Source organism: Litorivivens sp. (assembly GCF_041625495.1).
Classification (GTDB): Bacteria; Pseudomonadota; Gammaproteobacteria; order Pseudomonadales; family Spongiibacteraceae; genus Litorivivens.
The window spans coordinates 1-25,402 of record NZ_JBFJTH010000042.1; the positions used below are offsets into that span (position 1 = coordinate 1).

The window sequence follows — 25,402 nt, forward strand, 5'->3', positions numbered from 1 at the left end:
CCGGGCATCCGTGCCTGGTGCGAGGATGCCGGCCTGCCCAATCTGCTGCCGCCCATCGAGCTGGAGGTTTGTGCGCCCTGGCCGGTCAGCAGCGCTGATGCTGTTTTTTCCGCTAACACGGTTCACATTATGCATTGGCATCAGGTCGAAGCGTTTTTTCACGGTCTGGGCCGTGTACTGCGCCACGGCGGCACGTTCTGCTTGTACGGCCCCTTCAACTATGAAGGCAAATACACCAGTGACAGCAATGCTGAGTTTGATCAATGGCTGCGACAGCGTGACCCCGGCAGCGGTATTCGAGATTTTGAACGGATCTGCGAGCTAGCGCTGGCGCAGGATATTTCGCTGCGACATGACCACGCCATGCCGGCCAATAATCGCTTACTGGAATTTGTGAAAGCCGACTGACGTTAAGCAGCACCACAAACCGCAATCACCGATGGCACGCCGGGATCTCCGATTTGCGCCCCTTTTAACGTCAAGTGGAAGTCGAGTGCTTCAACAATCGCTATGCATCGGTATAAGCGTGCACCAATAACACCAAAGCCTATCCACCACGCTTTACGATGAACCAAAAAAAAGCCCTCCTAAGAGGGCTTTTATGCCTATGTGCTCGCAGACACACGCAATGAACCAAATGGGCTTATCGCTCCGCCAGCACCTTCATCTCAACGCGACGGTTACGCTCGCGACCTTCCTCGGTGCTGTTGTCCTTGATGGGCTGACGCTCACCATAGCCGCGGGCGACCATCCGGTCAGCGGCGACACCGCGACCTACCAGATAAGCCTTGACCGCGTTGGCCCGATCTTGGGACAACATCAGGTTGTAGCTATCGGTACCTACGTTATCGGTATGACCCTGCAGCTCAACCACGAAGCTCGGCGAATCCAGCAAGGACCTGGCCACCAGATCCAGAATACGCTGCGCATTAACCTGCAGTTTGGCGCTATTAAACCCGAAGTTAACGCCTTCCAGAATCACTGACTGCTGAACCGCACAACCATTGGTCATAACGGATTCACCTGCGCGAGTATTGGGACACGAATCCAGATGATCACCGATCCCGTCGCCATCGCTGTCAGAACAGCCATACTCGTCAACCGGCGTTCCCAGCGGGGTGCCTGGACAGCGATCCTGGGGATCAATGACACCATCGCCATCCAGGTCAGAGCAGCCATTTTCGTTTACCGGTGTACCCGGCGGGGTTCCCGGGCACTGATCGCGACTATCGGCAACACCGTCGCCGTCAGAATCAATAAAGCGGATCACCGTGCGCTCACGCACTTCACCGGGGAAATTAAAGCGCACACCTAACACCAGGTTGGTACCGCTGTATTCAATGGTCGAGTTATCGAACTCGGGTTGGCGGCTGTCGAAATAACGACCGCCAAGATCAATCATAAATTCGTCAGAAACTTTAAAGTTCAAACCCAAACCAGCCTGTCCGAACAACACAGTATCGTCGCCATCATCAGATTTAATCTCGCTTGCGCCTACGCCCAAACCAACATACGGCTGAACAACACCCTTACGATTAAAATCAAACCAAAGGTTGCTCAATAGCGAGGTAGATTCGATCTCGCCAGTGCTCACCTTTACGCCACCGATCTCACTGATTTCGTTTTTCATACGTTTGGCGCTGATATCGACACGCACCAGACCTTCAAAATCATAGCCCAATGACAAGGCAAAACCGTTGTCATCGTCGAATTTGGTTTCGATATCTTCAAACGTGCCGAGTGTCGACGTACAGGTACCGCCGCTTGGATCAACGTTGATAATAGGCAGACACAGGCTGCCGTTTGCCAATTGTCCCTGCGTGAACAGGCGACCTTCCGAGTCATCGAGATTGACCCGATCGTATTCAACACCAACGTACCAGTTATTTTCCGCCAGCGCGGGTAGCACCGACCCAACCAGAAGAGCCGCCACCGCAAGGCCACGCATCCCTGGAAGCGATTTAAAAGCTGTCATGACAACCCCCATCTTCACATACAGTGAACAGTTTTTGGATTGCGGGCTAACATCGCATTATCTCCTTGAATTTTCAAGCCTATGTCCTTGACATTGGGGGGCTTATTGCCACCATACACAATGAAAACGTGCACTGGATCAACAATTACCCCATCCGCGCGGCACAATCGGGCCAACCAAAGGTGAATCGATGACAACTAAACAGCTAAAGATTCTGCGTGCACTCACCTCGACTGCTCTTATCAGCCTACTGCTCGGCGCTGTATTGACGGTGATGAGCGGCCTGTTCAGCACCTTTTACAGCATCATGGTAGGCATCGGCACTGTACTGATAACACTGTATTGTTATCGGCGTGCCGACCAGAAGATCTCTGCCAGTCGCGATTATTATCTGTGGCGTTACGTACCGACGCTGGTGTTTGTGTTCGGGCCGCTCATTCTGATGGCGCTATCGGCAACAGAAGGCGACTGGTCGGTCACCGGCTGGCTGTTATTTTTACGATTCGGGGTTAGTTTTCTTATTCCCATCGCCTGCCTGATGATGCTGGAACGCCTGCTCAAGCAAGCTCTGCAAGCTGCGCGCTCAGACGCGAGGGACGGGGACGTCTGACGGATCAACATTTTCCTGGGCCAGCTTTTCTTCGGCCCAGGCCTCGTCGTCTTTGTCAGACTCCAGCCCGTCCTGCTCACCTACGTAACGGCTGTCCAGCACCAGTTTCCCGTAGAGCGCAAAGTGATCCGAACCAAAGGGTGCGAGCCGTCGCAGAGAACGTACGGTAAAATGCTCGCTGTGGAACAGGTGGTCCAGCGGCCAACGCACCAACGGCAGGCCCGCGTGGTAGGTGTTGTACATACCGCGCCCTACACGAGGATCGAGCAGTCCGCTGATTTTGCGAAACAGCCGCGTAGTCTCGGACCAGGCCACATCGTTCAGATCGCCAGTAACCACCACCGGCTTGCGATACCCATCCAGGCTTTTGGCCACCATGATCAGCTCCGCGTCTCGCTCCGATGAGGCTTCATTCTCGGTCGGGCTCGGCGGCGCCGGATGCAGGAAGTGCACACGCACATACTGCTTTGACCGCAACTCCACCATGGCATGCATCGAGGGAACATCCTTTTCCACCAGATAGTCCACCTGCGCGTCGTGCAGCGGCAGGCGGGAATACACATGCATACCGTATAGATTATCGAGCGGACATTTCAGCGTATGGGGATAGCGTGGCTCCAGAGCGTCGAGCTGATCCTGCCACCAGGCATCAGACTCCAGAGTAACCACGATATCTGGCGACATCTCGTCAACTAACGCCAGAAAACGCGCGGCCTGTCGGTTAGTGGTGAGCACGTTGGCGGTCAGCATGGCCAGGCTGTTGCGCTCATCACATGTATCGCTGGACAGCACTTCCCGACGCGCTAGCGGGGTATAGGGAAAGATCCACCAGAGCTGATAGCCCAGGCAGGCGGCAGTGGCGAAAATCAGCCCCAGCCCCAGGGTTGACGTGATGTCCAGCAACGCAATCTGTAACAGCAGCAGTACGCCGGCCAGCCACGCCAACTGCAAGCGCGGAAAATCCCAGCCCCGCACCCACCACACTTCCCGCCGCCACAGCGGCAGCAGGGTTGCGAGTATCAAAAAGCCAGAGGCAAGATTCAGTAACCAGAACAGTCGCAAGCGAAGACCCGGATTATTCGATATAAGTACAACAGTAATCGGTTGGCGCTTCGATAATCAAATCAAACTTGGCATTGGCGGGCACATCGAAACTCTGGCCACCGACAATGTTTTTCCAGTCTTCACCCGGCAGACGCACTTTAAGCTGACCCGCCAGAATCTCCATCACCTCGGCGGCTTCGGTGCCAAAGGTATATTCACCGGGCAGCATCAGCCCGAGGGTTTTGCGACTGCCATCGGCAAATAGCACCGTGCGGCTGCTGACCTTGCCCTCAAAGTAAAGATTGGCGGCTTTAATAATGGTGACGTTCTCAAACTGCGACATAAGTAATCCAGATTTCAGAGTAGAAGAGCGGCGTCATTCTACCCGAAAACTGCAGCATAGCGTCTGCCGTCAGGAAAGGGGGTCCGCCTGCAGGGAATTTTCACCATTTCGCACACGATAGCGCGCCGCCAGCACTTCACCATCGTTCTCCGAATCTGTTACGTCGCGCAGGTGATACCAGCTGGCGCGGCAGTGCGTCGGCGTCACCTCCAGCACCACGTAGCCACGCTCACTCAAGTTGCTGTAATGGATATGGGGGTTATAGAGCTTGAGAGTTTCTTCCAGTGCGGTGATACCCGTCTCGAAAGGCACCACTGCCTCCAGCCCCGGCGAGGTAATCGAGGGGGTTACAAACTCCACGCCATAGGTTGGCCCCTGTAGCTCTACCAGCGGCTCAATCCCGGGGTTAGTATTGAGCACGGCGGCATTGACCAGTACCGGCTGCTGCAACTCCATAGCCCAAGAAGTATGAATATCTCCGGTGAGCACCACCACGTTATCAATCTGCAGGTTCTCAATAGCATCCCACAGGGTCTGTCGACTGGCGGCATAGCCGTCCCAGCCATCGGTATTTAACACGTTTACCCATTCCGGCGAGACTGGCCCGGAGGGTGGGGAAGAAGGTTGCTCAGCCAGCAGGGGCGGCCCCTGAAACGGAGCCATCATGACTTGCTGCCCCAGCACCTTCCAGGTACGGGTACCTTTAGCTTTGCCCAGTCGTTCCAGCAGCCAAGCCTCCTGCAGCGGGCTTAGCAGTCGTCGATTCGCATCGTGATAATCCTCGTGGACAATATCGGGCTGTTGGTGGCGGCCACCTATCCGGGTATCAAGCATCATCAGCTCCAGCAGACGGCCAAACACAAAGCTGCGGTGAATCTGCGGATCAAAGGGGTCTGCAATATCGGCGATTGGCATCCATTCGTTGTAGACCCGAACGCCGGTGGCTTTGCGGATTTCCCATTCGCCTTCCGTTGCAGGGCTATGATTTACCGCGCCGCCGCCGGCACCTCGACCATCCGGGTCAAAACTGTTGTCGGTGGTTTCGTGATCATCCCAGGTAGTGATAAATGCGAACCGCGCGTGCAGCATTTGCAGATCGGGATCTTCGCGATAACGGCGATAGCGGGCTCGGTAGTCCTGCAGAGTGACAATTTCGACCTGATTATCACTAGCGTAGGTGCGGCCCTGAGCCACCACCGCGTCGTTGCCGTACTGGGCTTCGGTGTACTCGTATATGTAGTCGCCGAGGTGGATAACAAAGTCTATTTCATCGCGCCGTGCAATATTGCGGTAGCCAATAAAGTAGCCATGGGGATAACTGGCGCAGGACACCACGGCAAAGGTTAGCCCCTCCACCTGTGCACTTGCTTCGGGCAGGGTTCGCGCCCGCCCGACTAGCGAGTACGCGCCGGACGCCGTTTGAAAGCGGTAGTAGTAGGTCTGATCAGGCTCCAGGCCAGTGGCAACAACCTTTACCGTATAGTCAGCCTCGCTGCGCACAACCGTTTTCCCCGCCGCGACAAGCTGCGCAAAATCCGGCGTTCGCGCCACCTCCCAGTCAACCTGCTGGGCTGAGGCCAGCCGAGTCCAGAGAATCAGTGAGTTGGCGCCGGGATCACCAGCAGCGACACCCTGCTGGAAGGGCTGCTCGGACAAATCATCCTGACCAGCAAAACCATTGGGCAATGCACCCTGCCCTGACCAGCTCAGCGCAAACGCGCCGTCGCTCAGGGTCAGCTGAAAACCAAAGCTATTCAACCACTGTCCGTCAACGGTCAGCGCCGCTTTTTCCGCTGGTACACGCAGCCACTGCATCAGGTAATCGCGCTCCCCCACCCGGTGGCGCCAGAACATACTGTCGACCATCAGCCCATGCACGGCAATATCAAATTGAGCGTCCAGCGGCGCGGTATCGCCCGGGAAATTCGAGTCCTCGACAGTAAAGCTCAGATTTCGGCCTGCATCAGACACCTGTAAGCGACCAGTGGCGCGATAGGTCAGAACGTCGGGCACATTCTCAGTAGCCGGCGCGGCGCCTGAACTGCCGGAGTCGTTGCAGGCAGCCAGCGTCGCAACACCCGCTCCTGCAAGCCCCATTCGAGAAAGAAAGGCGCGACGATTAATGGGCACAACACTACCTCAAACATAAGCCATATGTTGGAGGCGAAGACATTAGCAGAACAGTGTGACGGTTTTATGGCTGCCCAACTAGGTCAGTCGGCCGTATGTTTCGTCCAGGTAGTCGATGATTTCATCCGATTCAAACATCGACACCCCCGAGTTCGGGTCTTCCAGATAAGGCGCCATCACCTGCCCCGTTTTCGCCTTGAGGGCCTGACGGTTCTCGCTGAGATGCTCGAAGTCCGGCCATAGCCGATTGCGAATAGGCGTAAGCGCAAAGTCTTGCCACTGGGCTTTACCAATATTGCGAATAATATAAGGCACTTCCAATTCACACAGGCGCTCACGCACCAATCGCGCATAAGGACTCGATTCAAAGCCCCACAGCACCAAAGGCTTCTGCGCGGGAGAGGAAGGTCGCGCAAACATGCCCTTGGTAGTGCGCAGCCCCGAGGCCAGCATGGACGACGTGGTATCAACCAGTTTCAGTCGCCACATTGAAGGAATCTTGCACTCCCCGTAGGTGGTGTAGAGATAGGCAATGATATCTGCCGATTCGTAGAGCTGGAGGTCTGTGTTGGGGTCTACCAGAAAGGGAAACTGCGCCTTCCCACCCAGCCGTATTGCTTCGGGCCGAAAGCGCTCGCCGCGTTTCGGGCACGGATAGATCAAGACATCAATCTCAAGCTCGGTCAGCACCTCGCGCACTAGCCGACAGTATGGACAGTTCTCCATTTCATAGAGCTGAAGGGTTTTAACCGGCTGCCGCGCCGCTGGTCGACTCATGGTTCCACGCCACAATGCCGCAGAGGAGGCGGCAAGCGAGCCGATCAGATTCAGGGTTGAGGCCATGGAGCTCTCCTTCACAAAAAATCCATCATACGGACAAACATCGAGGTATTGAACTCCAGAAAACCGTCCCTATTTATTGAACAATTCAATAGTCAACCGGAACAAGGCTCTACTAGCTACTCAGTCTCGGTGTGTGGTTGAACGAAAATGACAACAACGGTGCTTTGCCAGACTACTAACAACATGCCCCGGCCCGCCCGTCCTCCGCCGCTTTGAACGGCCCTGCAATCCGTTCAACCAAGCGAAGGAGGATTTATGCTGGATGTCAGCCAGCTCAGCCGTCACTACGGCGATTTTGTTGCGGTCGACAAGGTGAGCTTCCGCATTGAGCCCGGCGAGATTGTCGGCCTGCTAGGCCACAACGGTGCCGGTAAAACCACAATTATGAAAATGCTAAGCGGCTACCTGGAACCCAGCACGGGAAGCGTGCGCATGGGCCAGTTCAGCTTGGCCGAAAACCCCAAAGCCATTCAGGCACAGCTGGGCTACCTGCCGGAAAATCTCCCGGTTTACCCGGAGATGTCGGTGGCCGACTACCTCGACTACGCCGCTGAACTTAAAGGCCTGCGAGGCAATCACAAGTTTGAAGAAATCCGCCGGGTTGTCCGGGCAACAGAACTGACAGAGAAGCTGCTCGCCGCCATCAATACGCTGTCGCGAGGCTATCGCCAGCGAGTGGGCGTGGCACAGGCGCTGCTCGGACGCCCCAAGCTAGTGATACTCGACGAACCCACCAACGGCCTTGATCCCACCCAAACCGAACATATGCGTGCGCTGATACGCGAACTTGCGCAACAAGCCACGGTGATTCTTTCCACTCATATCATGCAAGAGGTAGAAGCACTGTGCGAGCGCGTGCTGATTCTCAGCCAGGGCCAACTCAAGGTCGACGAACAACTGGACAGCCTGCGCCACAGCAATCATCTACTGGTGAGCACGTCTGCCACGATGAACGATCTCAACATCGCCAGCAACGACATCGCCGGCATAGAACATATTGAGACTCTCAACCCGACGGGTATACAGCAGCGTTTTCGCTTGCGCTTGCATAGCGAGGCAGACCTGACCCCAGTCAGCGCGGAGCTGTCGCGCAAGCTGATAAACGCCGGCGCAGACCTCTACCAGCTTCAGGCCGAACACCGTGATCTGGAAACGCTGTTTCGGGAAGTAAGCCATGCCGCGTCCGGCAGTGAATCAGTTAAACAAAACCAGGTTCAGCAGAAGGAGGCACAGAGCAATGCAGCCTGATCGACATCTGCCCACGATAAAGCGCATAGCACAAAAGGAAATCACGCTGTTTTTCGCCTCACCTGTGGCGTGGCTTTTTCTTGCCACCTTTGCGGCCGTGAGCCTTTTTGTGTTTTTTTGGGGAGAAGCTTTCTTTGCCCGGAATATCGCCGATGTGCGCCCTCTCTTTGAGTGGATGCCTATCTTGTTAATTTTTCTAGCCAGCGCGCTTACTATGCGGCTATGGAGTGAGGAAAAACGCAGCGGCACAATCGAACATGTGCTCACACAATCCGTACCTTTGTGGCATTTTGTCGTTGGTAAATTTGCTGGCTGCCTCGCGCTACTGCTGATTGCTCTGCTAATCACTCTGCCGCTCCCATTTAGCGTGGCGTTAATGGGCGACCTCGATTGGGGGCCGGTACTCGGAGGCTACCTTGCCACCTTTTTGCTCGGCGCCACCTATCTCAGCATCGGTCTGTTTGTGTCTGCCCGAAGTGACAACCCCATTGTCAGCCTGATCAGCGCCACAGCCCTTTGCGCTGCACTCTATATGCTGGGCAATCCAGCGCTTACCGATTTTGCAGGCCAACAGCTCGGCGAGTGGTTGCGACGTCTCGGTACCGGGTCTCGCTTTGATTCCATTACCCGCGGTGTGATCGATTTTCGCGACCTTTACTACTACCTGAGCTTGATCGTCGTATTTCTGGTACTGAACACCTTCGTGCTGGAACGTCAGCGTTGGACCAATACAGGCCGCTCCAGTCATCACCGCTATTGGCGAAATATGACAGCACTCATTGCATTGAACGCTCTAGCAGCAAACTTCTGGATAGGACAGCTGCCGCTGCGGGTAGATGCCACCGAAGGCAATCAGTATTCGCTGTCGCAGGCCACCGAGAACTATCTCGATCGACTCGAAGAGCCTCTGCTTTTGCGCGGCTATTTCAGCGCCAAGACACACCCCCTACTAGCACCACTGGCACCACAACTAAAAGACTTGCTGCGTGAATACGCGGTAGTTGGAGGTGACCGGTTGCGAGTGGAATTTATTGACCCTGCTCGCAACCCTGAACAAGAGGAAGAAGCCAACCAGCGCTACGGCATTCAGCCCACCCCGTTTCAGGTAGCAGACCGCTACGAAGCCGCTATTGTGAGTTCCTATTTCAATGTGCTGGTGCAATATGGGGACGAACATGAGGTATTGGGCTTTCAGGATCTCATCGAAGTTCGTTCAGGCTCAGAAACTGACCTCGACGTACGGCTGCGAAATCCGGAGCACGATATTACCCGGGCTATTCGCAAAGTGCAGAATAGCTATCAGGCCAGTGGCAACCTCTTTGACACGGTTCAAGACCAACTGACCTTCACCGCCTACATTTCCAGCAACGAACTGCTGCCCGACAGCCTCCGGGAATTTCGCAAACAGGTGCGCAGCGTTGTCGATAGCATGGCCAATAAAGCCAATGGTCGCTTCAGCATCAATATTGTCGATCCGACTGCCGACGATCTCGAAAACCAGCTGGCTGAAGATTTCGGGTTCCAGCCCATGACCACCAGCCTGTTTAGCGACGAACGTTTTTACTTTTACATGGTGCTGTCAGACGAAGATCAGCATGTGCAGATTCCATTGGGTGATCTGAGCGAAAATGAATTTCGTCGTAACCTGGAAGCGGGCATCAAACGCTTTGCGCGCGGTTTTACTAAAACTGTTGCCTTCGTCGCTCCTGAAGCCGCACCTCAATACAGCCGTTACGGCAGCCGCTTTAGCCAGCTTAAGCAATTTCTATCTCAGGAAATGAAGGTCAAGCGCGAAGATCTCAGCGATGGGGCAGTAGCCGGTGACGCCGACCTACTATTTCTGGCTGCACCGGAAAACCTCGACGCTAAAGCCCTGTTTGCCGTTGATCAGTTCCTCATGCAGGGCGGTACCGTGGTGCTGGCTAGCTCGCCATTTAGATCGGATCTAAGCGGCCGACAACTGTCAGTGCGTCGGGTAAATTCCGGCTTGGATGACTGGCTGAAGCATCACGGCGTGCACATTGATAACGCACTGGTGCTCGACAAACAAAACGCAGCGCTGCCAGTTCCTGTCACGCGCACTGTCGGCGGCTTTCAGCTACAGGAATTGCGTATGCTCGATTATCCGTATTTTATCGATCTGCGCGGTTCTGGGCTCAATCAGGAGCACCCCGTCACAGCTGATCTGCTGCAGCTGACGGTACCCTGGGCCTCGCCGATCAAGGTCTCGCTGGACGAAACCAGTGGACTAGCCGCGACAAATCTACTGCAAAGTTCCCCCGGGTCTTGGCTGTCCGACTCGACTGATGTCATGCCCAACGTCGACTCAAGTGGCACCAGCACCTTCACCCCAACTGACGAAACCGGCAGTGAAGTACTCGGGATCAGCCTGACAGGGAGGTTCACATCATACTTTGCAGACAAGGATTCGCCTGTGCTAACGCCCGAAACAGCAGACGACGAGGCAAGCAATGAGGCCACAACACAAAACCCTGATGATGCAATCACTGCGAGCGCAGCCATCAAGCATTCACCGGAATCCGCACGACTGATCATTTTCAGCTCCAACGATTTCTTGAGCGATCAGGCTATCGGATTGGCTTCCAGCGCTGCGCGAAGCGAGTACCTAAACAGCCTGCAGCTGGCGGCCAACACTGTCGAGTGGGCGCTGGATGACAGCGGTTTGCTGAGTATCCGCGGACGCGGTCATTTTAACCGCACCCTTCCCCCTATGGGCACAACCACACAAATGCTCTGGGAATACCTGAACTACGCGTTTGCCGGCTTTGCTCTGATAACCATTGCCCTGGTGCAGCGTCACCGCAGACGCAATCGTGAACACCGCTATCGCCAATTGATTATCAACGTATGAGGCACGCCATGAAAAAAGCTTTATTCTGGCTGGGTATTCTACTCGGCCTCCAGATCGTGATCGCCCTTACGCTATACGCGTCGAACCAGTCGCAAGACCAGACGGAGAGCCGCCCGCTGCTCAGCGCGGGCACCCTTCCTGAACGCTTGGTGATTGACGACGGCAAACATCGCGCCGATGTAGCTAAGGTAAACGGAGAATGGCGCCTGCCAGACCTGGACAACCTGCCAGCCAACACCAGCAAGATAGAAGGCTTGCTCAGCAAACTGAAGCAGACCCAAACCCGCTGGCCGCAGACAACGACCGCCTCCAGCCACAAACGCTTCGAGGTTGCGCCTGAACAGTTTCAGCGTCATGTCAGTCTTTGGCAGGACGGCAACAAGTCGATCGAGTTTTACCTCGGCACTTCACCCGGCTATCGACAAACCCACCTTCGGCGAGCCGATGAAACAGCTGTGTACAGCGTCCCATTGCAAAATTACGACTTTCCCAGCCAAAACGAAGACTGGCTCGACAAGCGCTTGATCGCCGTGTCGGCAATAACCGAGCTGAATGGACCCGACTACCATCTGCGTAAAACCGACAGCGATTGGCACCTGGCAGATGCCGGCGAGGACGAACTGGACCCTGACCGAGTCCAAGCACTGATACGCTCACTGGAAAACCTGCGGGTGCAGGGTATAGCCGATAAACCCGAAGGCGACGCCGAGCTCGTGCTGTCAGTACGAGCAGGCAATAGCGACTACGAATTTCGTTTCTGGAAAAATGGCGACGACCACGTAATACAACGCAGTGATCGAGCGCAAACCTTTACCGTCAGCAAGTATGATTATGAACTGCTAATTGAGGCGACGCGGGAGAGCCTGCTACGTAAACCAGAGGCTGAAAACGGCGCCGGGTAGGGGCACGTATGGCAGCTCACCTCGGGCGAGATGCTTGCAACTACGTGTTTGGGTAGTACCAAATAGGCGAAGTCCAGGCCCGCTCCTGAATGATCTGCGGTATATCGGGATCGCCACAGGCAGCGGGCCGCTCGCCCTCAACGCGCAAACACTGCCAGGCACTCCAACGACAACTCGGGTTTTCCAACACCCTCAAGTAATACACAGCAGCGCGTTCCGGATCAAAATCCGGGTCAACCCAGCGTGTACAAAAGCTGCTCCGACCCGGTCCGGCGACCGCACAGGTGGCCGTATCGACACTTGCCTCACCCGCTGCGTAACCCGCCACATCGTATACCGTTTCCTGCATCTGGCCATCGTCGCGCATCGTGCCTTTCACCACCTGCAAACGCTGCAGTTGGTTCCCGCGGGGATCTTTAAGCGCAGATAAAACAAAAGCCGGTGCATCGGAAGACTCAGGCTTGGGCGGCAACACCTCGCCCATTGGCACGCCGTGGGTATACCCCTGCCGCGCCAAATCCTCACCACACATGTCGTCGGGCAGATCCCAGCCACCGAAAAAGCGCGGCACAATTCTTGGGCCGCTGCTGCCAAAGGTCTCCCGGCGCTTGAGCGCGGCAAAAACGGATTGTCGTGAATTTTCTTCGGCCCAGACACCGGCGATGCCGCCGGGGTTGTAGCGCAGGGGCGAACCGGTCGCAATGCCACCGGGCACATCGTATTCCTTGATCAGGCGTTTTGCGGCATCGGAATCCATGCCGTGGGCGCCATCGTATTGCTCTTCATCTACGTCACCACCGGTCGCATTGTGACTGTCCGAAGACGCAATGAGCCCGTACTCGAAAGGGTTCACCCCTAGTTTTTTATGTTCGGCCAACCCCTGTGTAAGACCATAGCGGGTATAACTGAAACGGGACAGACAACCCTTGAGCATCATACCGCCCTCACCGACACCATCGCGGCAATCTTCTGCCGCTTCATCCGGCGCGCGGAGCTTTTCAAAGTCGCACTGCTCATCAGCACTGCCAACCACGCCATAAAGACCACGTCGACATTCGGAATCACCCTTCACCTGCATCACTTCGGCCAAACGCTCAATGCGCTGACGCAACACCGCTGCGTCACGCTTTTCGGCTGGTGTTTCTGCCCCTGGGTATTCAGGGAAAAACATACGCCCGCTACTCCAGTTACTGTTGTGTGGAATAGCCAGCGCATCACATCCGGTAGCGCTATCCAGACAGGTCTGCGCCAGCCATTGCCAAAGCAACGACGGCTGCGGCGCTTCTTTGGCACTCAGCGGCAGGGGCGGCACAGTAGCGTTAGCGAAAATAACGTTGCGGTGCAGGTTGCTGGACTTTTCAGCCAGCGAATATTCGTAACCTACGAGACTGGTAAAGCGGCACTCGCTGCTGCGGTCGTAAGCCAGTTCTGCGGCCAGCTGTATATCTCGCCAGACACTTTCGCTGCGCTCTATACATGCGCTGCCATCCGCCGCACACACCGAGGCAGGCCTTTCTTTACCGTATATGACGAAGGCAAGCATACGGATAAGGGGCTGCATTACCGGCGACACCGGCGGCTTTAGATCACCCCGGTAAACCTTACATACCATTGTAGAATAGGCTTGCTGCGCTGGATCCAGACAGAGACTTCCTTCACCCATATATTCCGCGTGGTCGGTCACCGCCATAAAATCAAGTGGCTGCTCATTACGCAACACGCGGGTTCCCATGCCATCGCCATTCAATGGCGGCAAAAGCACCGCCCCGCCTCTGGCATAACGATAGGCTTCAGTCGGCGTTACCCGGGTATCAAAAGCGTAGGCGTCGGTCGAGTACGCCGTGTGCACGTGCAAATCGCCAAACAACGGCTGCTTATGAGCAACCCGATTGCTGCAGGGCTCGCGAGTTTCCGTCGCAAACGGCGGCTGTACCGCCGGTGTACTGTAGTAACGCTCACGCATAAGCTGGCGACGCTGCTGTGGGTCGACAACGTCGGGGGCGGTCAACCACTGAAAGCCCACCACCGCGGTACCACCAATCACCAACATCCAAAAAATGCGTTTCATCGCCTGATGCCCTGTTATTGTTTTTGTACACAGTGCAGGCTTGGCGATGTGATAACCATTACAAGTTGGTCAGACGCTGCATTACTACGGTTCACGCAGTAAAAAGCGCAGCACCTCAGTCCTGCGCCTGAGCGTGGCCTGTCTAACCGTTTGTCGCCGCCAATACCGCTGCCATCTCGACCATCTCTTTCAGGTCTGTGTGATTTTCCCGAGACAGATCCAGCGCGCCTAACAGCGACTGGAGGCCGGCCCAATCCATACCCTTCACGTAGGATGAACCCCGCAGTTTCTCAGCGAATCCGGCCGCCACCACTGCCGCGTTTGCTTGCCGGACTTCAGCTAATTCACGGCTGTACACCACATGGTCGCGACGCACACTGTTGCCGCCTTCAGGGGACTTATAGCGCAGCTTCACCAGAGCCAGCTCGCTGGTATTGCCGTGAGCTAGGCGGGTCGCACCATACCGGCGATCGTCGATAAATCGGAAGCCGCTGTTGGCGAGGGTTATTTCGTATAGAGCGGTTACACTGTGGCCTGCACCGATGTCGCCAGCGCCCTTGGCATCGTTATTAAAATCCGCATGTTGCAGCTGCCGGTTGTTATAGCCAATTAGACGATATTCAGCGACCACAGCGGGGTTAAACTCCACCTGTAACTTTACGTCTTTTGCCACTGTATATGCGGTGCCTTTCAGGCCATTGACCAGCACCCGCTGCGCCTCTTTAAAACCGTCAAGATAGTAATAGTTTCCATCACCTTTATTGGCCAGCGGCTCAAGTTGGGCGTCCATATAGTTACCGCGACCAACACCGAGCACCGTGAGATAGATACCCGCATCACGCTTTGTCTCGATCAGGTCGACCAATGCATCGCCTTGCAATCCCACATTCACATCACCGTCGGTAGCCAATATCACGCGATTGTTGCCGCCTTTTATCAATACCTGTTCGGCCAGCCGGTAGGCGCGCTGAATACCGTCACTGGCATGGGTTGATCCCCCCGCCGTCAGCGCCGCAAGGGCCTGCTGAATAACCTGCTTTTCGCTCGCCTTGGTAGGTTCCAGCACCGTGCGTGAGCCCGAGGCATAGGTCACTAGCGCAACTGTATCCGTAGGTTTGAGTTTGCCCAGCATCACCGCAAAGGCTCGCTTGAGCAGGCCGATCCGATCTTCGCCCTGCATAGAGCCGGACACATCAATCAGAAACACATAGTTGCTATCGGGCAGTTCGGTCGCCTGCGGCTCCCAGGCATTGAGGCGAACTTGCAGCAGACGCGTTGCGGTATTCCAGGGCGCGCTGAAAATGCGGGTTTCCACACCCACCGGCCGTGCCTTGTTCAGGCCAGCCAAGGGTTGGTAGGCCAGTGCATTTATAATTTCCTCGGTGCGAATCGCGTCTACCGGTGGCAGGCGCCCCTCGTTGAGATACCGTCGCGCCACCGTAAAAGAAGCCGCATCCACGTCGATGGAGAAGGTAGACAGCGGATCGTCGACAACCCGCTTCACCGGATTATCTGCTGTACCCTCGTAGCGCTCACGATCACCCTGCGGTGGCAGGTGGTAATCCGGCAAACGATGACGGTAGTGACCTTGCGGGTGAATAGACGGCGCCAGACGTTGCGCGGCCACCGGGTGGCTGGAATCGGCCATCATCGACTTTGGCTGCAATTTTCCCGCCCCCTTACCGGCAACCTCACGTTTTTCCGGTGCCGAGCTGGCATCCTCATCGATGGTGACGGCAGTTTGAGCCTCGGGCTCGGAGGGAAGAACCGTCGCGGCATCGTCCTGATTGACGGTGCAAGCTGCCAGAGCCAGTGCCAGTGCGGTTAACGCGAATGTCTTTTTCATCTCGGTATCTCCTGAACGGGGTGATACCAGGTGTGACGGACACAGCGACAGTTCTGAACAGAAAGCTGGGAAAAAAACCGGGGTCGCATCGAGGTTTTTAGTCTGCCCTCTTTATCTGCGCGATCCGTTGGCAATACCCGCACAAACCGGCAACCAAAACCAAACAGCACGGACTGCTCAAAAAATACTCGATACGACCCCGTCTTTTTATTTCACGGGTTCACACAGGAACACGGGGATATTGCGGTCTGTGCGGGCCTGGTACTCGTCGAAATCCGGGTACAGGGAGCACAGATGGGGCCAGGCGGCGGCTTTTTCTTCGTCACTGATCTGTCGCGCACGCATGTTGCGGGTGTTGCCGCCAAACATCACGGTGATATCGGGATTCGCGGCAATGTTGTGGTACCACACCGGGTGCCGGTCCATGCCTCCCTGCGAGGCCACCAAATAGACATTATCGCCTTCGGGCAGATGGATCAGGGCAATCTCCCGCCAAGCGCCAGTTTTGGCGCCTTTCATACCCACCACACAGATCGGATAACCGCCCGGGAAATTCTTCCAGAGTCGGCCCTTCGATTTCTTAAATACCCAGACATTGGCGGCGGTAACCCATTTCATGACTTTCTTTATGGCGCCAAAATGTTCCTGCGGAATGGGCTTTACGTCGGCCCGTTTGGTTTTGACGTAATCGTATTCAACCACGGTGAATTCCTCTGGTGAGTTGTCTGAGCGCATCTTAACGAATGGTCACGCTGCCTGATCTTACCAAGCTGTTACAGTGCCGTGAATTCGCGAGGAACAAACCCGTGCGCTCTACGACTCTCCAAAACAACGGCATTTACTACGGCTGGGTTATCGTGGCATTGGCGATGATGATGCACGCGATTGTCACTGGCGGCACCAATGCGCTGTACGGCGTGTTTGCGCTGCCACTAAGTGAAGCATTTGGCTTGTCGCGTGCGCAGGTTCTGGGTGTAACCGCCAGTATCGCGATGATCGCTTCAGGATTCATATCTCCCTTTGCCGGCCTGTGGCTGTCGCGCCACTCCCCGAAAAAGCTGATTATGCTGGGCTGTATCGCACTTAGCCTGGGCTTTTTCGCGATGACAGCCATTAACCAATGGTGGCATATCGCGGTGATTTACGCGGTGAGCTGGAGCGTCGGCAACACCCTGTTCGGCGCACTGGCGGCCAACACTTCGGTGTCCAACTGGTTTGAAGCGGGTCGCGGCAAGGCGCTGGGCATTGCCGCCATTGGCATGTCCTTCGGGTCGTTTTCGTTTCCGCCGCTGATTACCTGGGTCATCGTGACTCACGGTTGGCGTGCGGCCTATGCGGTACTGGGCTGTATTACGCTGGCGGCCCTGCCCGTTATTCTGCGCTGGTACCGGGACCGACCGGAAGCCGCAAAAGACGCACCGGCCCCGGCGCCGACCGGCAATCACTGGCGCGAGATTCTGACCAGTCGAGATTTCTGGCTGATTGGCATCTGCATCAGTATCTGTTTTGCAGGGTTTAATGGCCTGACGATCAACCTGATCCCTATGGCGGTAGATCAAGGCACAAGCCCCACCACCGCCGCCTGGCTGATGTCGGTGGCCGCCAGTTTCAGCGTAATTGGAAAAATCCTGTTTGGCCTTTCCGCAGACACGCTCGGCCCGCGCAAGGCTTTGATGCTGCCGCTGGCGACATTGATTATTGCCTGCGCCTTGCTCTGGGGAAATCCCGACTTTTACCTGATGCTGACGGCTGCAGCGTTTATTGGCCTGTCGAGTGGCGGCGCCATACCGGTTTGGGGCGCGCTGATTGGCAGCTATTTCGGCCAGCAGAAATTTGCCCAGGTCATGGGCATGATGAACCCACTGCTGGTGCCACTAATCGTCGCCTGCGCGCCTTTTATCAGCTGGGTAAATGAAACCACTGGCAGCTACAACACCGCGCTGGCAACGATTATGGCGGTCATTGGCCTGGCGTTTGCGCTTATTCCGCTGCTGCGCCCCGTAAACACCACCTGAGCCCTGACCGCTTCAGGCCAGCCCCCGAAACTGTGCCAGCGCAAAATCATCCAACAGGTCGACGGGAATGATATGGAACAGGGTAGTCGTCGGGTAAACCAGCACCATGTCTTCCAGCACCGCGACTTTCTTTAGTTCTGCCAATTGATAGCGAGATTCGCCGTTGTCTGAGCTCAACACAAACCCGGTGGGCAATATGTTCAGCCGGTGTTCTTTGTGCAGCAGAGGATTCTGTCGATAGAGTCGACGATAACGCCAACGGTGAATACCTGGCAGCACTATCTGCCAGAACACCGCCAGTAGCACGGCCACAACCACGGTGGCTGTTATGGCCGCCGAAGCAAAGCCCATCGCGGGCGGGAATAACGCGAGCACAGCGTATAGCGCAAGCACCAAGACCCCACGTCGGCCACGCTGGGCATGCCAGTTAGCGCGTACAAACTGGTCTTCTGAGATATGGTATGCCTTGCTCACACGCTGCCCTCCGCTATTGTTTACATTGTAACCAGTGGCGCTAAGCCGTAAAATACGCGACCTTTCCTTTCGCCGAAATAATAACCACTCCTGCCGATAGGTTTTCTTCCGTGCCGTGGCACGGCTTCATACAGTAGTTACAGCGTGGGTAATTCATGTTTGAAATTTCTCCCAGTCGCGTCGCTTCAACCAAAAACGACGTGCTTTCTGGTCTGACGGTGGCCCTGGCCCTAGTGCCCGAAGCCGTCGCGTTTTCTTTTGTCGCCGGCGTTGAACCCCTGGTAGGCCTCTATGCCGCCTTTATGGTGGGCCTGATTACCGCCTGCATTGGTGGCCGACCGGGCATGATTTCCGGTGCAACCGGCGCGCTAGCTGTGGTCATGGTTGCTCTGGTGAAAGATCACGGTGTGGAATACCTGTTTGCCACTGTCGTACTGATGGGGATACTCCAGATTGGCGCGGGTATATTCAAGCTCGGTAAGTTTATCCGCATGGTGCCCCACCCGGTTATGCTGGGCTTTGTTAACGGGCTCGCTATCGTCATTTTCCTTGCGCAACTGCAGCAGTTTGGCAATCCAGGCGAAGCAGGCTGGCTGACCGGCACTTCGCTGGAAGGCTCTGTAATTGATATTGCCTGGATGGGCGGTAACGACCTGGTCACAATGCTCAGCCTGGTTGTACTGACCATGGCCATTATTCACTTCCTGCCAAAACTGACTCGCGCCATCCCTTCCTCACTGGCCGCGATTGTCGTGGTGAGCCTGCTGGTCATTGGCATGAACTTCGATACCCGCGTTGTCGGCGATGTCGCTTCGATAGCCGGCGGCCTGCCCAGCTTTCATATCCCGATGGTGCCGCTGAACTGGGAAACCCTGAGCATTATTTTCCCCTACTCGGTAATTCTCGCCGCGATAGGCCTGATCGAATCGCTGCTGACGCTGCGCCTCGTTGACGAAATTACCGAAACCCGTGGTCGCGGTAACCGTGAATGTATCGGCCAGGGTGTGGCCAACACCGTCACCGGCTTTTTCGGCGGCATGGGCGGTTGCGCGATGATAGGCCAGAGCATGATCAACGTGAACTCCGGTGGTCGCGGTCGATTGAGCGGCATCAGCGCCGCGCTCTTTCTGCTGGCGTTTATCCTGGTTGCGTCACCATTGATCGAACAGATTCCACTGGCAGCGCTGACCGGCGTTATGTTCATCGTGGTGATTGGCACCTTTGAGTGGAGTAGCTTTCGCATCCTGCATAAAGTGCCCAAGCAGGACGCACTGGTACTGGTGCTGGTATCTGCCGTTACCGTCGCCACCGACCTCGCCGTAGCTGTTGTGGTTGGCGTTATCGTATCAGCCCTGGTGTTTGCCTGGGAAAACGCCAAGCATATTCGTGTCGAGAAGCGCGAAGATCACAAAGGCTCAACCGTATACGCTGTTATCGGGCCGCTGTTTTTCGGTTCAGTAACGTCCTTCCTGGAGCAGTTTGACCCGAAAGAAGCCAAGGACGATGTGGTTATCGATTTTGCTCGCTCGCGCGTTGCTGACCACTCGGGCCTTGAAGCTATCGACTCACTGGCAGAACGCTACCTCAACGCTGGCAAAACTCTGCATCTGGTTCACCTGAGCACCGAATGCAAGAAGCTGCTGCGCAAAGCCGGCAATCTGGTTGAAGTAAACGTGATTGAGGATCCGCAGTATTTTGTCGCGGAAGACAGCCTAGGCTGATACACGCTCGGGGGCAGATGGCTGCCCCCATTTCGTTTTCGTCCACGCTCCTCTCTTCTCTCGATTCGCACCAACCCTGCATCGCATGACATACCACCAAATTGGTGCGCTATTCCAACATTGCCCCGCGAGCGGGCAGTTTTTACAACCACAGCCCGTCGCTATCACCGTTTAGCGCTGGAACACTTCTTGCGTTACTCCGGCCAGCCCTAGGTGTGATTGCAGATTGAATGGTTGTTGCTGCAATTACAGATTGTCGACGGCATTGTGCCGATCGCTCTACCGTACAGCGCAAGGAATCTTTATGTTTTACAGCCATGAGATGGTGGCGCTGCTACAGCAGCTGCGCTTGCCCATTCAGTCGGAGTTCGGGGTGAGGATACGGCTCGCGGATCCGGATTTGCTTTTGAGTCTTGGTGATATCGGGCACCGCAGCCGCAACCCGTTTACCCGCAATACCATTACCAAGCTGATGCGGCTGGCGGAAATACCTTATGCATCAAGTGTGGACACAACTGAACACGCAGCACAAACACGCTCAACAGAAATAACCTACCGCGGGCAAAAGATCAGCAAGCAAGCAACGCCGACCGCAGAGCCTGCGCAAGCAAAACACAGCAAACAGATTTATCGCGGCCAGGTCGTCGTTCGGTAGGCTAGCCGGCGACAGCAGTCTTCAGCTCAGCAACGCATCCAGCTCTGCGATCGCCGCTGGAATATCGTCAGTCACGTGAACCGTCTGCAGTCCCAATGCCCGGGCGGCATCGATATTGGCGCCAAAATCGTCGAGAAAGACAGCGCGCGACGGATCATCAATTCCCATGCGATCCAGCGTCAACTCGAAGATTTTCGGATTGGGTTTACGCAGACCAACCATGCAGGAATCTACCACCAGCTCAAACAGATCATCCACCGGCAGCAGCGAACGCCAACCATCGGCAAACTCTTTAACGTTGTTGGTAATGATGGCGCGCCTTAAGCCACGGGCCTTCAACTCAGACACTTTGTCGACAAACTCTCTGCGAATGCCACCATCGCGGGGCATGGCGCCGAAAATTTCATAAATATCCAGCGCGATACCATGCTGTGTTTCTGCCAGCGCAAGAATCGCCGAGCGACACTCATCCAGAGAGATTTCGCCGCGCTCAACCTGATGCCAGGGATGGTCGCCGTCTTCGTGGTAGCTGCCAAACATGATCTCGTGGATCTGTCCCGGCTTGGCCCCCATCCGCTGACCAATGGCATCGAACTCGGTAAAGGGTGACAGGGTAAATACGCCGCCAAAATCAAACAGTACTGCGTCGATATTCGCCATAATCCAATCCCGTTACTTCACGTTATAGCGGTCAAAGTCGCCGAAAAAACCATATTCAAACAGGCCGTAACCCACTTGCCCATTGAGCTCGAAACGGGCCGCGTTGTCGACCAGACCAAACATGCGGTCTTTATCCGCCTCCATATCCAGGCTAAAGCTCTCCACCACCTGCTTGCCCTTATACATGCCGTGCTTCCAATCCGCTTCCAGACCGTAGCCGGTACCCACCATGACCCATACATGAGTCAGCGGCGTGATTTTCACCTCAAGAGGGCCTTCGGGTGCCTCCGGAAACCGGATGACCGCCGAATCAATAAAGGTCTGGTATGGTTTAGCAACGACCAGGTTGTGTTCGTGTTCCGGGCGACCCAACCATTCCGGCTCGCGTTCCGGGTCATTCCAAACCCGAACCGCTTCTTCCAGCACCCGGGTACCATCGTTGTGCTCGTTGAGAATATAGAGAATGGAAAAGTCATCGAACTGCATGGGGCAGTAATTCCACATGCCCTCCATCACGGCGGTACCGGCGTGAATCCCGGGCGGCTCGTGTTCACCCACCGGACGAATTCCCCACGATCGATCGCGGCTTCCCTTCCAGCGATCAGGAGTCACGTCAAAGGTTTCATCTCCCACCCGCAGGCTTCCTGTCCAGCAACCAGTCTGGGCAAAACGTACAGAGTCGAACAACACACGACCATGCTTGCGAATATACTGCCGCGGCTCCAGAAAGGCGGGGATCGCGCCGTCCCAAACCACATCCATAGCTATAGGATGGTCCGCAGATTCTTCAACAATAAAACGGACTTTCTCCAGGCCTTTGATGACCTCCACCCGCAACGGCCCCACCGAGGTATCCATACGATCGTCGCCAAGCTCGCGGGAGGCACGTACCACGTGATGCTGGTCTCCACGACGCACTACAACGAACGCATCCTGCACCCCCAGCGTCGGATACTGCCCCATACCCATGACCATAAACAGGTCATCGCTGGAGGCGTGCATGTTGAAATAATAGCGGTCGTAAAAATTGCGATCAGACGTGCCGACAAAGCGCATTACATCCGCGACCTGATGCAACGGATAATCGTCCATTTGCGAGAGCATGACATACCTCGAATTTATTAGGGTTATTGGCCGAGTGTAGCCAAAGACTATCCGAGCGTATAGTTAAGAGAAGTTAACCGGCAAGCGCGCATGGCACCGGACAACCGGTCTACAGTAAAAATATTTTGCCTAAGGTATTGACGACAGGCACACTTAGCCCGACATTAGCGCGGTTTTTAACCACCCCCTGTTTTGGGCCAAAGGAGAGTCTCCCAGGCGTGTTGGAAATTGTTAACGTGTCACGCCGCTTTGGCGACTTTCAGGCGCTCAGCAGCGTCAGCTTGCAGGTACAGGCCGGGGAGTTTTTCACCCTGCTGGGCCCGTCTGGCTGTGGCAAAACCACACTGCTGCGCTCTATTGCGGGCTTTGATACGCCGGACAGCGGAGATATTTTGCTGGAAGGTAAATCTCTGCTCTCGCTGCCGCCGGAAAAGCGTCCGGTGCATACGGTCTTCCAGAGCTACGCACTTTTCCCGCATTTAACCGTGGCCGACAATATCGCTTTTCCGCTGCGCATGGCCGGAGTAAAGAAAAGTGAGATCGACCACCGCGTAGCCAAGGTGCTGGACGATGTACGGCTGCCCGATAAGGCCAGGCATTTTCCCGAAGAGCTTTCAGGTGGACAGCGCCAGCGCATTGCCATTGCGCGTGCACTGGTCAATCGGCCGCGCCTGCTACTGCTCGATGAACCCCTTTCAGCACTGGACGCGAAACTGCGCGAACAGATGCAGATTGAGCTGATCAACCTGCAAAAAGAAGTGGGCATTACCTTTGTTTATGTAACCCACGACCAGGGTGAAGCGCTGGCCCTGTCCCATCGTATCGCCGTAATGAATCACGGCGAAGTCAGCCAGATCGACGAGCCATCGCTGCTCTACAGCAGCCCAAAAAACCGTTTTGTGGCGGACTTTATCGGCCAGTGCAATTTGCTCGATGGCAAGGTCGTGCGGTGTAGCGACGATACCACCCGCATTGCGATAGACGGTCTTGGCGAGCTGGACGTAAAAAGCAATCCGCAGATTCCGTTCTCTGCCGGCGATGACTGCGCCCTCACACTGCGCCCGGAAAAAATTCGCCTGGCAAAAAGTGTGGCTCCGGAAAGCGATGAAGTGCACTTCCCCGGCACCGTGCACGACATGCTGTATCTGGGTGACGTAACAGTTTACATCATTGAAGTGAAAGTTCAGGGCAAGCCCGTGTTGATCGAAGCATTGCTGGCCAATAGTGCGCCGGGGCGGGCTCGACTGCTCGATGCCGGCGACGCCGTGGAAATCTGCTGGCCGCGCGATGCTGGCCATTTGGTGCGCTGAATGAAAGCTCGCGCCAAACTGCTGCTGACCCTGCCGCCGGCGGTTTACCTTATTGCCTTTTTCGCCGTGCCCGGCCTGTTGATGCTGCTGGCATCGTTTCGCTTTCCCGGAGACTACGGCGGCCTTGCTCCGTGGTATTACATCGAAGAGGGTTCCATCACCTTCGATCTGACACTGGAAAATTGGCAGCGCCTGTTTGAAAGCACTCTCTACCTGCAATTGCTGGTAAAGTCGCTCCTGTTTGCTCTGCTGACCACAGCTATTTGTGTGCTACTGGCCTACCCACTGGCACTGACCATTGCGCAAAGCCCGAAACGTAACCGCGACCTGTTGCTGCTGCTGGTTATTCTGCCTTTCTGGAGCAATTTTCTGGTACGCATCTACGCCTGGATGATCATTTTCAGCCCACAGGGTGCACTTACGGCTGGTCTGAATCAGGTAACCGCGGCGCTGGGGCTCGAACCCATCAACCTGATGTTCAGCAGCGTGGCCGTTATTACCTGTTTGGTTTACGTACATCTGCCGTTTATGGTTCTACCGCTGTACGCCAACCTGGAAAAGCACGACCCTGCACTGCTCGACGCTGCCCAGGATCTCGGTGCCAATCGCAGCCAGCGGTTCTGGAAAGTAACCTGGCCGCTGAGCCTGCCAGGCCTCTATGCCGGAGCAGTGCTGGTGTTTATCCCCACACTCGGCATCTTCGCCATACCAGACCTGTTAGGTGGCACCAATGGCATTATGATAGGCAACGTGATCAAGCAGCAATTTGTGGAATCACGTGACTGGCCCTTTGGCAGCGTGTTGTCACTGGTGCTTACCGCCATCACCCTGGTATTGGTCGTGATCGCCGGTAAACTGGGCCGCACTCCGGGAGCTTTGTCGTGAGTTTTCCGCAGGTGATCGTATGAGACAGCGCAACCCCTTTGTCACCTGCGCGGCGATTGCAGTGTACTTGTTCCTGTATATTCCGCTGGTTGTAGTCGCAATATTTTCATTTAATGATTCGCGCCTGAATGCGGAGTGGGTTGGCTTTACACTCAAGTGGTACCGTCAGCTGGCCGCAAACGATGCGATGCTGCAGGCAGCCGCCAACTCATTGATTATTGCCGGTTGCGCTGCCGTTATGGCAGGCGTGCTCGGCACCTTTGCGGGGGTTGCGTTGCATCGCTTTCGGCAAAAATGGCTCACCGCATTGGTGCTCGGCCCGGTTGCCATGCCCGATATCCTGATTGGTGTCAGCCTACTACTCACGTTTATGCTGATGAATATCAGTCTGGGCATGGTTTCCATTATTCTTGCCCACGTGAGCTTCTGCATCGGCTTTGTTGCACTGTCAGTTCAGTCACGCATGGCAGGCATGGACGACAGTTTGCTTGAAGCTGCCCGCGATCTCGGAGCCACTCCCTGGCAAAGCTTTCGACTGGTCACGCTGCCCCTACTCGCGCCCGGTATCATTGCCGGCATGATGATGGCTTTCACCCTGTCTATCGATGATTTTGTCGTGACGTTTTTCACCGCAGGTGTCGGCAGCTCCACCCTTCCCCTGGAAATTTATTCCATGGTCAAGATTGCTGTTACACCA

22 protein-coding genes are annotated in these 25,402 nt (G+C 55.7%); 11 read left to right on the top strand and 11 right to left on the bottom strand.

All coding sequences use genetic code 11. From position 1 onward, the window contains the following. The coding region (locus ABYP39_RS06985; RefSeq protein ID WP_372781753.1) for a DUF938 domain-containing protein at positions 1-408 on the top strand (408 nt) is incomplete at its 5' end. A gap of 235 nt (positions 409-643) precedes the next feature. Here ABYP39_RS06985 and ABYP39_RS06990 read toward each other — a convergent pair. Beyond that, positions 644-1,975 (bottom strand): OmpA family protein, encoded by a 1,332-nt coding sequence (locus ABYP39_RS06990; protein ID WP_372781755.1) that lies wholly within the window; start codon positions 1,973-1,975, stop codon positions 644-646. Between the two features lie 190 nt (positions 1,976-2,165). On the opposite strand from ABYP39_RS06990, the gene ABYP39_RS06995 reads away from it, so the two are divergent. Then, positions 2,166-2,585 carry a hypothetical protein gene (locus tag ABYP39_RS06995; protein ID WP_372749990.1) on the top strand — a complete coding sequence of 140 codons (420 nt, stop codon included), beginning with the start codon at positions 2,166-2,168 and terminating at the stop codon, positions 2,583-2,585. On the opposite strand, the gene ABYP39_RS07000 is transcribed toward ABYP39_RS06995, so the two are convergent. From ABYP39_RS07000 to ABYP39_RS07015, 4 genes are all read right to left on the bottom strand, one after another. Beyond that, complete coding sequence (locus ABYP39_RS07000) at positions 2,559-3,647, bottom strand: endonuclease/exonuclease/phosphatase family protein (RefSeq protein WP_372759561.1); 1,089 nt, start codon at positions 3,645-3,647, stop codon at positions 2,559-2,561. The genes ABYP39_RS06995 and ABYP39_RS07000 overlap by 27 nt on opposite strands. Positions 3,648-3,660: 13 nt before the next feature. Next, a complete protein-coding gene (locus ABYP39_RS07005; RefSeq protein WP_372758410.1) occupies positions 3,661-3,972 on the bottom strand; it encodes a pyrimidine/purine nucleoside phosphorylase in 312 nt (103 codons plus the stop codon). A gap of 69 nt (positions 3,973-4,041) precedes the next feature. Continuing rightward, positions 4,042-6,102 (bottom strand): alkaline phosphatase, encoded by a 2,061-nt coding sequence (locus tag ABYP39_RS07010; protein ID WP_372781757.1) that lies wholly within the window; start codon positions 6,100-6,102, stop codon positions 4,042-4,044. Between the two features lie 78 nt (positions 6,103-6,180). Beyond that, positions 6,181-6,945: a glutathione S-transferase N-terminal domain-containing protein gene (locus ABYP39_RS07015; RefSeq protein WP_372748469.1), complete on the bottom strand. Its 765-nt coding sequence runs from the start codon at positions 6,943-6,945 to the stop codon at positions 6,181-6,183. A gap of 255 nt (positions 6,946-7,200) precedes the next feature. On the opposite strand from ABYP39_RS07015, the gene ABYP39_RS07020 reads away from it, so the two are divergent. The 3 genes from ABYP39_RS07020 to ABYP39_RS07030 are packed head-to-tail and all read left to right on the top strand — an operon-like array spanning position 7,201 to position 11,967. Beyond that, the gene (locus ABYP39_RS07020; RefSeq protein ID WP_372764493.1) at positions 7,201-8,193 is read left to right on the top strand and encodes an ABC transporter ATP-binding protein; all 993 of its coding nucleotides are present in this window, start codon (positions 7,201-7,203) and stop codon (positions 8,191-8,193) included. Continuing rightward, positions 8,183-11,065, top strand: coding sequence for a Gldg family protein (locus ABYP39_RS07025; protein WP_372781759.1), 2,883 nt, complete (start codon positions 8,183-8,185; stop codon positions 11,063-11,065). The genes ABYP39_RS07020 and ABYP39_RS07025 overlap by 11 nt, the downstream gene beginning before the upstream one ends. An 8-nt stretch (positions 11,066-11,073) precedes the next feature. Then, on the top strand, positions 11,074-11,967 hold the full coding sequence (locus tag ABYP39_RS07030; RefSeq protein WP_372748472.1) for a DUF4340 domain-containing protein: 894 nt from the start codon (positions 11,074-11,076) through the stop codon (positions 11,965-11,967). A 40-nt stretch (positions 11,968-12,007) separates the two neighbouring features. On the opposite strand, the gene ABYP39_RS07035 is transcribed toward ABYP39_RS07030, so the two are convergent. From ABYP39_RS07035 to ABYP39_RS07045, 3 genes are all read right to left on the bottom strand, one after another. Next, positions 12,008-14,035 (bottom strand): DUF3604 domain-containing protein, encoded by a 2,028-nt coding sequence (locus tag ABYP39_RS07035; protein ID WP_372781761.1) that lies wholly within the window; start codon positions 14,033-14,035, stop codon positions 12,008-12,010. A gap of 142 nt (positions 14,036-14,177) precedes the next feature. Beyond that, positions 14,178-15,881: a von Willebrand factor type A domain-containing protein gene (locus ABYP39_RS07040; protein WP_372781763.1), complete on the bottom strand. Its 1,704-nt coding sequence runs from the start codon at positions 15,879-15,881 to the stop codon at positions 14,178-14,180. Between the two features lie 207 nt (positions 15,882-16,088). Next, on the bottom strand, positions 16,089-16,583 hold the full coding sequence (locus tag ABYP39_RS07045) for a nitroreductase family deazaflavin-dependent oxidoreductase (protein WP_372747579.1): 495 nt from the start codon (positions 16,581-16,583) through the stop codon (positions 16,089-16,091). Positions 16,584-16,687: 104 nt separating this feature from the next. Here ABYP39_RS07045 and ABYP39_RS07050 point away from each other — a divergent pair, with 104 nt between their 5' ends. Continuing rightward, positions 16,688-17,896 carry an MFS transporter gene (locus ABYP39_RS07050; protein ID WP_372747580.1) on the top strand — a complete coding sequence of 403 codons (1,209 nt, stop codon included), beginning with the start codon at positions 16,688-16,690 and terminating at the stop codon, positions 17,894-17,896. A 12-nt stretch (positions 17,897-17,908) separates the two neighbouring features. Here the strand turns inward: ABYP39_RS07050 and ABYP39_RS07055 are convergent, their stop codons facing one another. Next, on the bottom strand, positions 17,909-18,370 hold the full coding sequence (locus ABYP39_RS07055) for a YcxB family protein (protein ID WP_372781765.1): 462 nt from the start codon (positions 18,368-18,370) through the stop codon (positions 17,909-17,911). 155 nt (positions 18,371-18,525) lie between these two features. Between ABYP39_RS07055 and ABYP39_RS07060 the strand changes: the two genes are divergently transcribed. Both ABYP39_RS07060 and ABYP39_RS07065 read left to right on the top strand, forming a co-directional pair. Further along, positions 18,526-20,091, top strand: a complete 1,566-nt coding sequence (locus ABYP39_RS07060; protein ID WP_372747582.1) for a SulP family inorganic anion transporter — start codon at positions 18,526-18,528, stop codon at positions 20,089-20,091. Positions 20,092-20,395: 304 nt separating this feature from the next. Next, positions 20,396-20,746 carry a hypothetical protein gene (locus ABYP39_RS07065; RefSeq protein WP_372781767.1) on the top strand — a complete coding sequence of 117 codons (351 nt, stop codon included), beginning with the start codon at positions 20,396-20,398 and terminating at the stop codon, positions 20,744-20,746. 21 nt (positions 20,747-20,767) lie between these two features. Here the strand turns inward: ABYP39_RS07065 and ABYP39_RS07070 are convergent, their stop codons facing one another. Together ABYP39_RS07070 and ABYP39_RS07075 are read right to left on the bottom strand one after the other, a co-directional pair. Further along, on the bottom strand, positions 20,768-21,406 hold the full coding sequence (locus ABYP39_RS07070) for an HAD family hydrolase (protein WP_372747584.1): 639 nt from the start codon (positions 21,404-21,406) through the stop codon (positions 20,768-20,770). 12 nt (positions 21,407-21,418) lie between these two features. After that, the gene (locus tag ABYP39_RS07075; protein ID WP_372747585.1) at positions 21,419-22,510 is read right to left on the bottom strand and encodes a hypothetical protein; all 1,092 of its coding nucleotides are present in this window, start codon (positions 22,508-22,510) and stop codon (positions 21,419-21,421) included. Between the two features lie 218 nt (positions 22,511-22,728). Here ABYP39_RS07075 and ABYP39_RS07080 point away from each other — a divergent pair, with 218 nt between their 5' ends. From ABYP39_RS07080 to ABYP39_RS07090, 3 genes are all read left to right on the top strand, one after another. Beyond that, entirely contained in the window at positions 22,729-23,820 is a 1,092-nt protein-coding gene (locus tag ABYP39_RS07080; RefSeq protein WP_372763900.1) for an ABC transporter ATP-binding protein, read from the top strand. Then, a complete protein-coding gene (locus ABYP39_RS07085; RefSeq protein WP_372747588.1) occupies positions 23,821-24,705 on the top strand; it encodes an ABC transporter permease in 885 nt (294 codons plus the stop codon). A gap of 19 nt (positions 24,706-24,724) precedes the next feature. Next, a partial coding sequence (locus ABYP39_RS07090; RefSeq protein ID WP_372781769.1) for an ABC transporter permease occupies positions 24,725-25,402 on the top strand: 678 nt, incomplete at its 3' end.

Coding starts and splice junctions, on each gene's coding strand:
- ABYP39_RS07030 (WP_372748472.1), top strand. CDS start 11,074: ATGAAAAAAGCTTTATTCTGGCTGGGTATTCTACTCGGCCTCCAGATC.
- ABYP39_RS07040 (WP_372781763.1), bottom strand. CDS start 15,881: ATGAAAAAGACATTCGCGTTAACCGCACTGGCACTGGCTCTGGCAGCT.
- ABYP39_RS06990 (WP_372781755.1), bottom strand. CDS start 1,975: ATGACAGCTTTTAAATCGCTTCCAGGGATGCGTGGCCTTGCGGTGGCG.
- ABYP39_RS07015 (WP_372748469.1), bottom strand. CDS start 6,945: ATGGCCTCAACCCTGAATCTGATCGGCTCGCTTGCCGCCTCCTCTGCG.
- ABYP39_RS07035 (WP_372781761.1), bottom strand. CDS start 14,035: ATGAAACGCATTTTTTGGATGTTGGTGATTGGTGGTACCGCGGTGGTG.
- ABYP39_RS07085 (WP_372747588.1), top strand. CDS start 23,821: ATGAAAGCTCGCGCCAAACTGCTGCTGACCCTGCCGCCGGCGGTTTAC.
- ABYP39_RS07060 (WP_372747582.1), top strand. CDS start 18,526: ATGTTTGAAATTTCTCCCAGTCGCGTCGCTTCAACCAAAAACGACGTG.
- ABYP39_RS07005 (WP_372758410.1), bottom strand. CDS start 3,972: ATGTCGCAGTTTGAGAACGTCACCATTATTAAAGCCGCCAATCTTTAC.
- ABYP39_RS07025 (WP_372781759.1), top strand. CDS start 8,183: ATGCAGCCTGATCGACATCTGCCCACGATAAAGCGCATAGCACAAAAG.
- ABYP39_RS07020 (WP_372764493.1), top strand. CDS start 7,201: ATGCTGGATGTCAGCCAGCTCAGCCGTCACTACGGCGATTTTGTTGCG.
- ABYP39_RS07070 (WP_372747584.1), bottom strand. CDS start 21,406: ATGGCGAATATCGACGCAGTACTGTTTGATTTTGGCGGCGTATTTACC.
- ABYP39_RS07075 (WP_372747585.1), bottom strand. CDS start 22,510: ATGCTCTCGCAAATGGACGATTATCCGTTGCATCAGGTCGCGGATGTA.
- ABYP39_RS07065 (WP_372781767.1), top strand. CDS start 20,396: ATGTTTTACAGCCATGAGATGGTGGCGCTGCTACAGCAGCTGCGCTTG.
- ABYP39_RS06995 (WP_372749990.1), top strand. CDS start 2,166: ATGACAACTAAACAGCTAAAGATTCTGCGTGCACTCACCTCGACTGCT.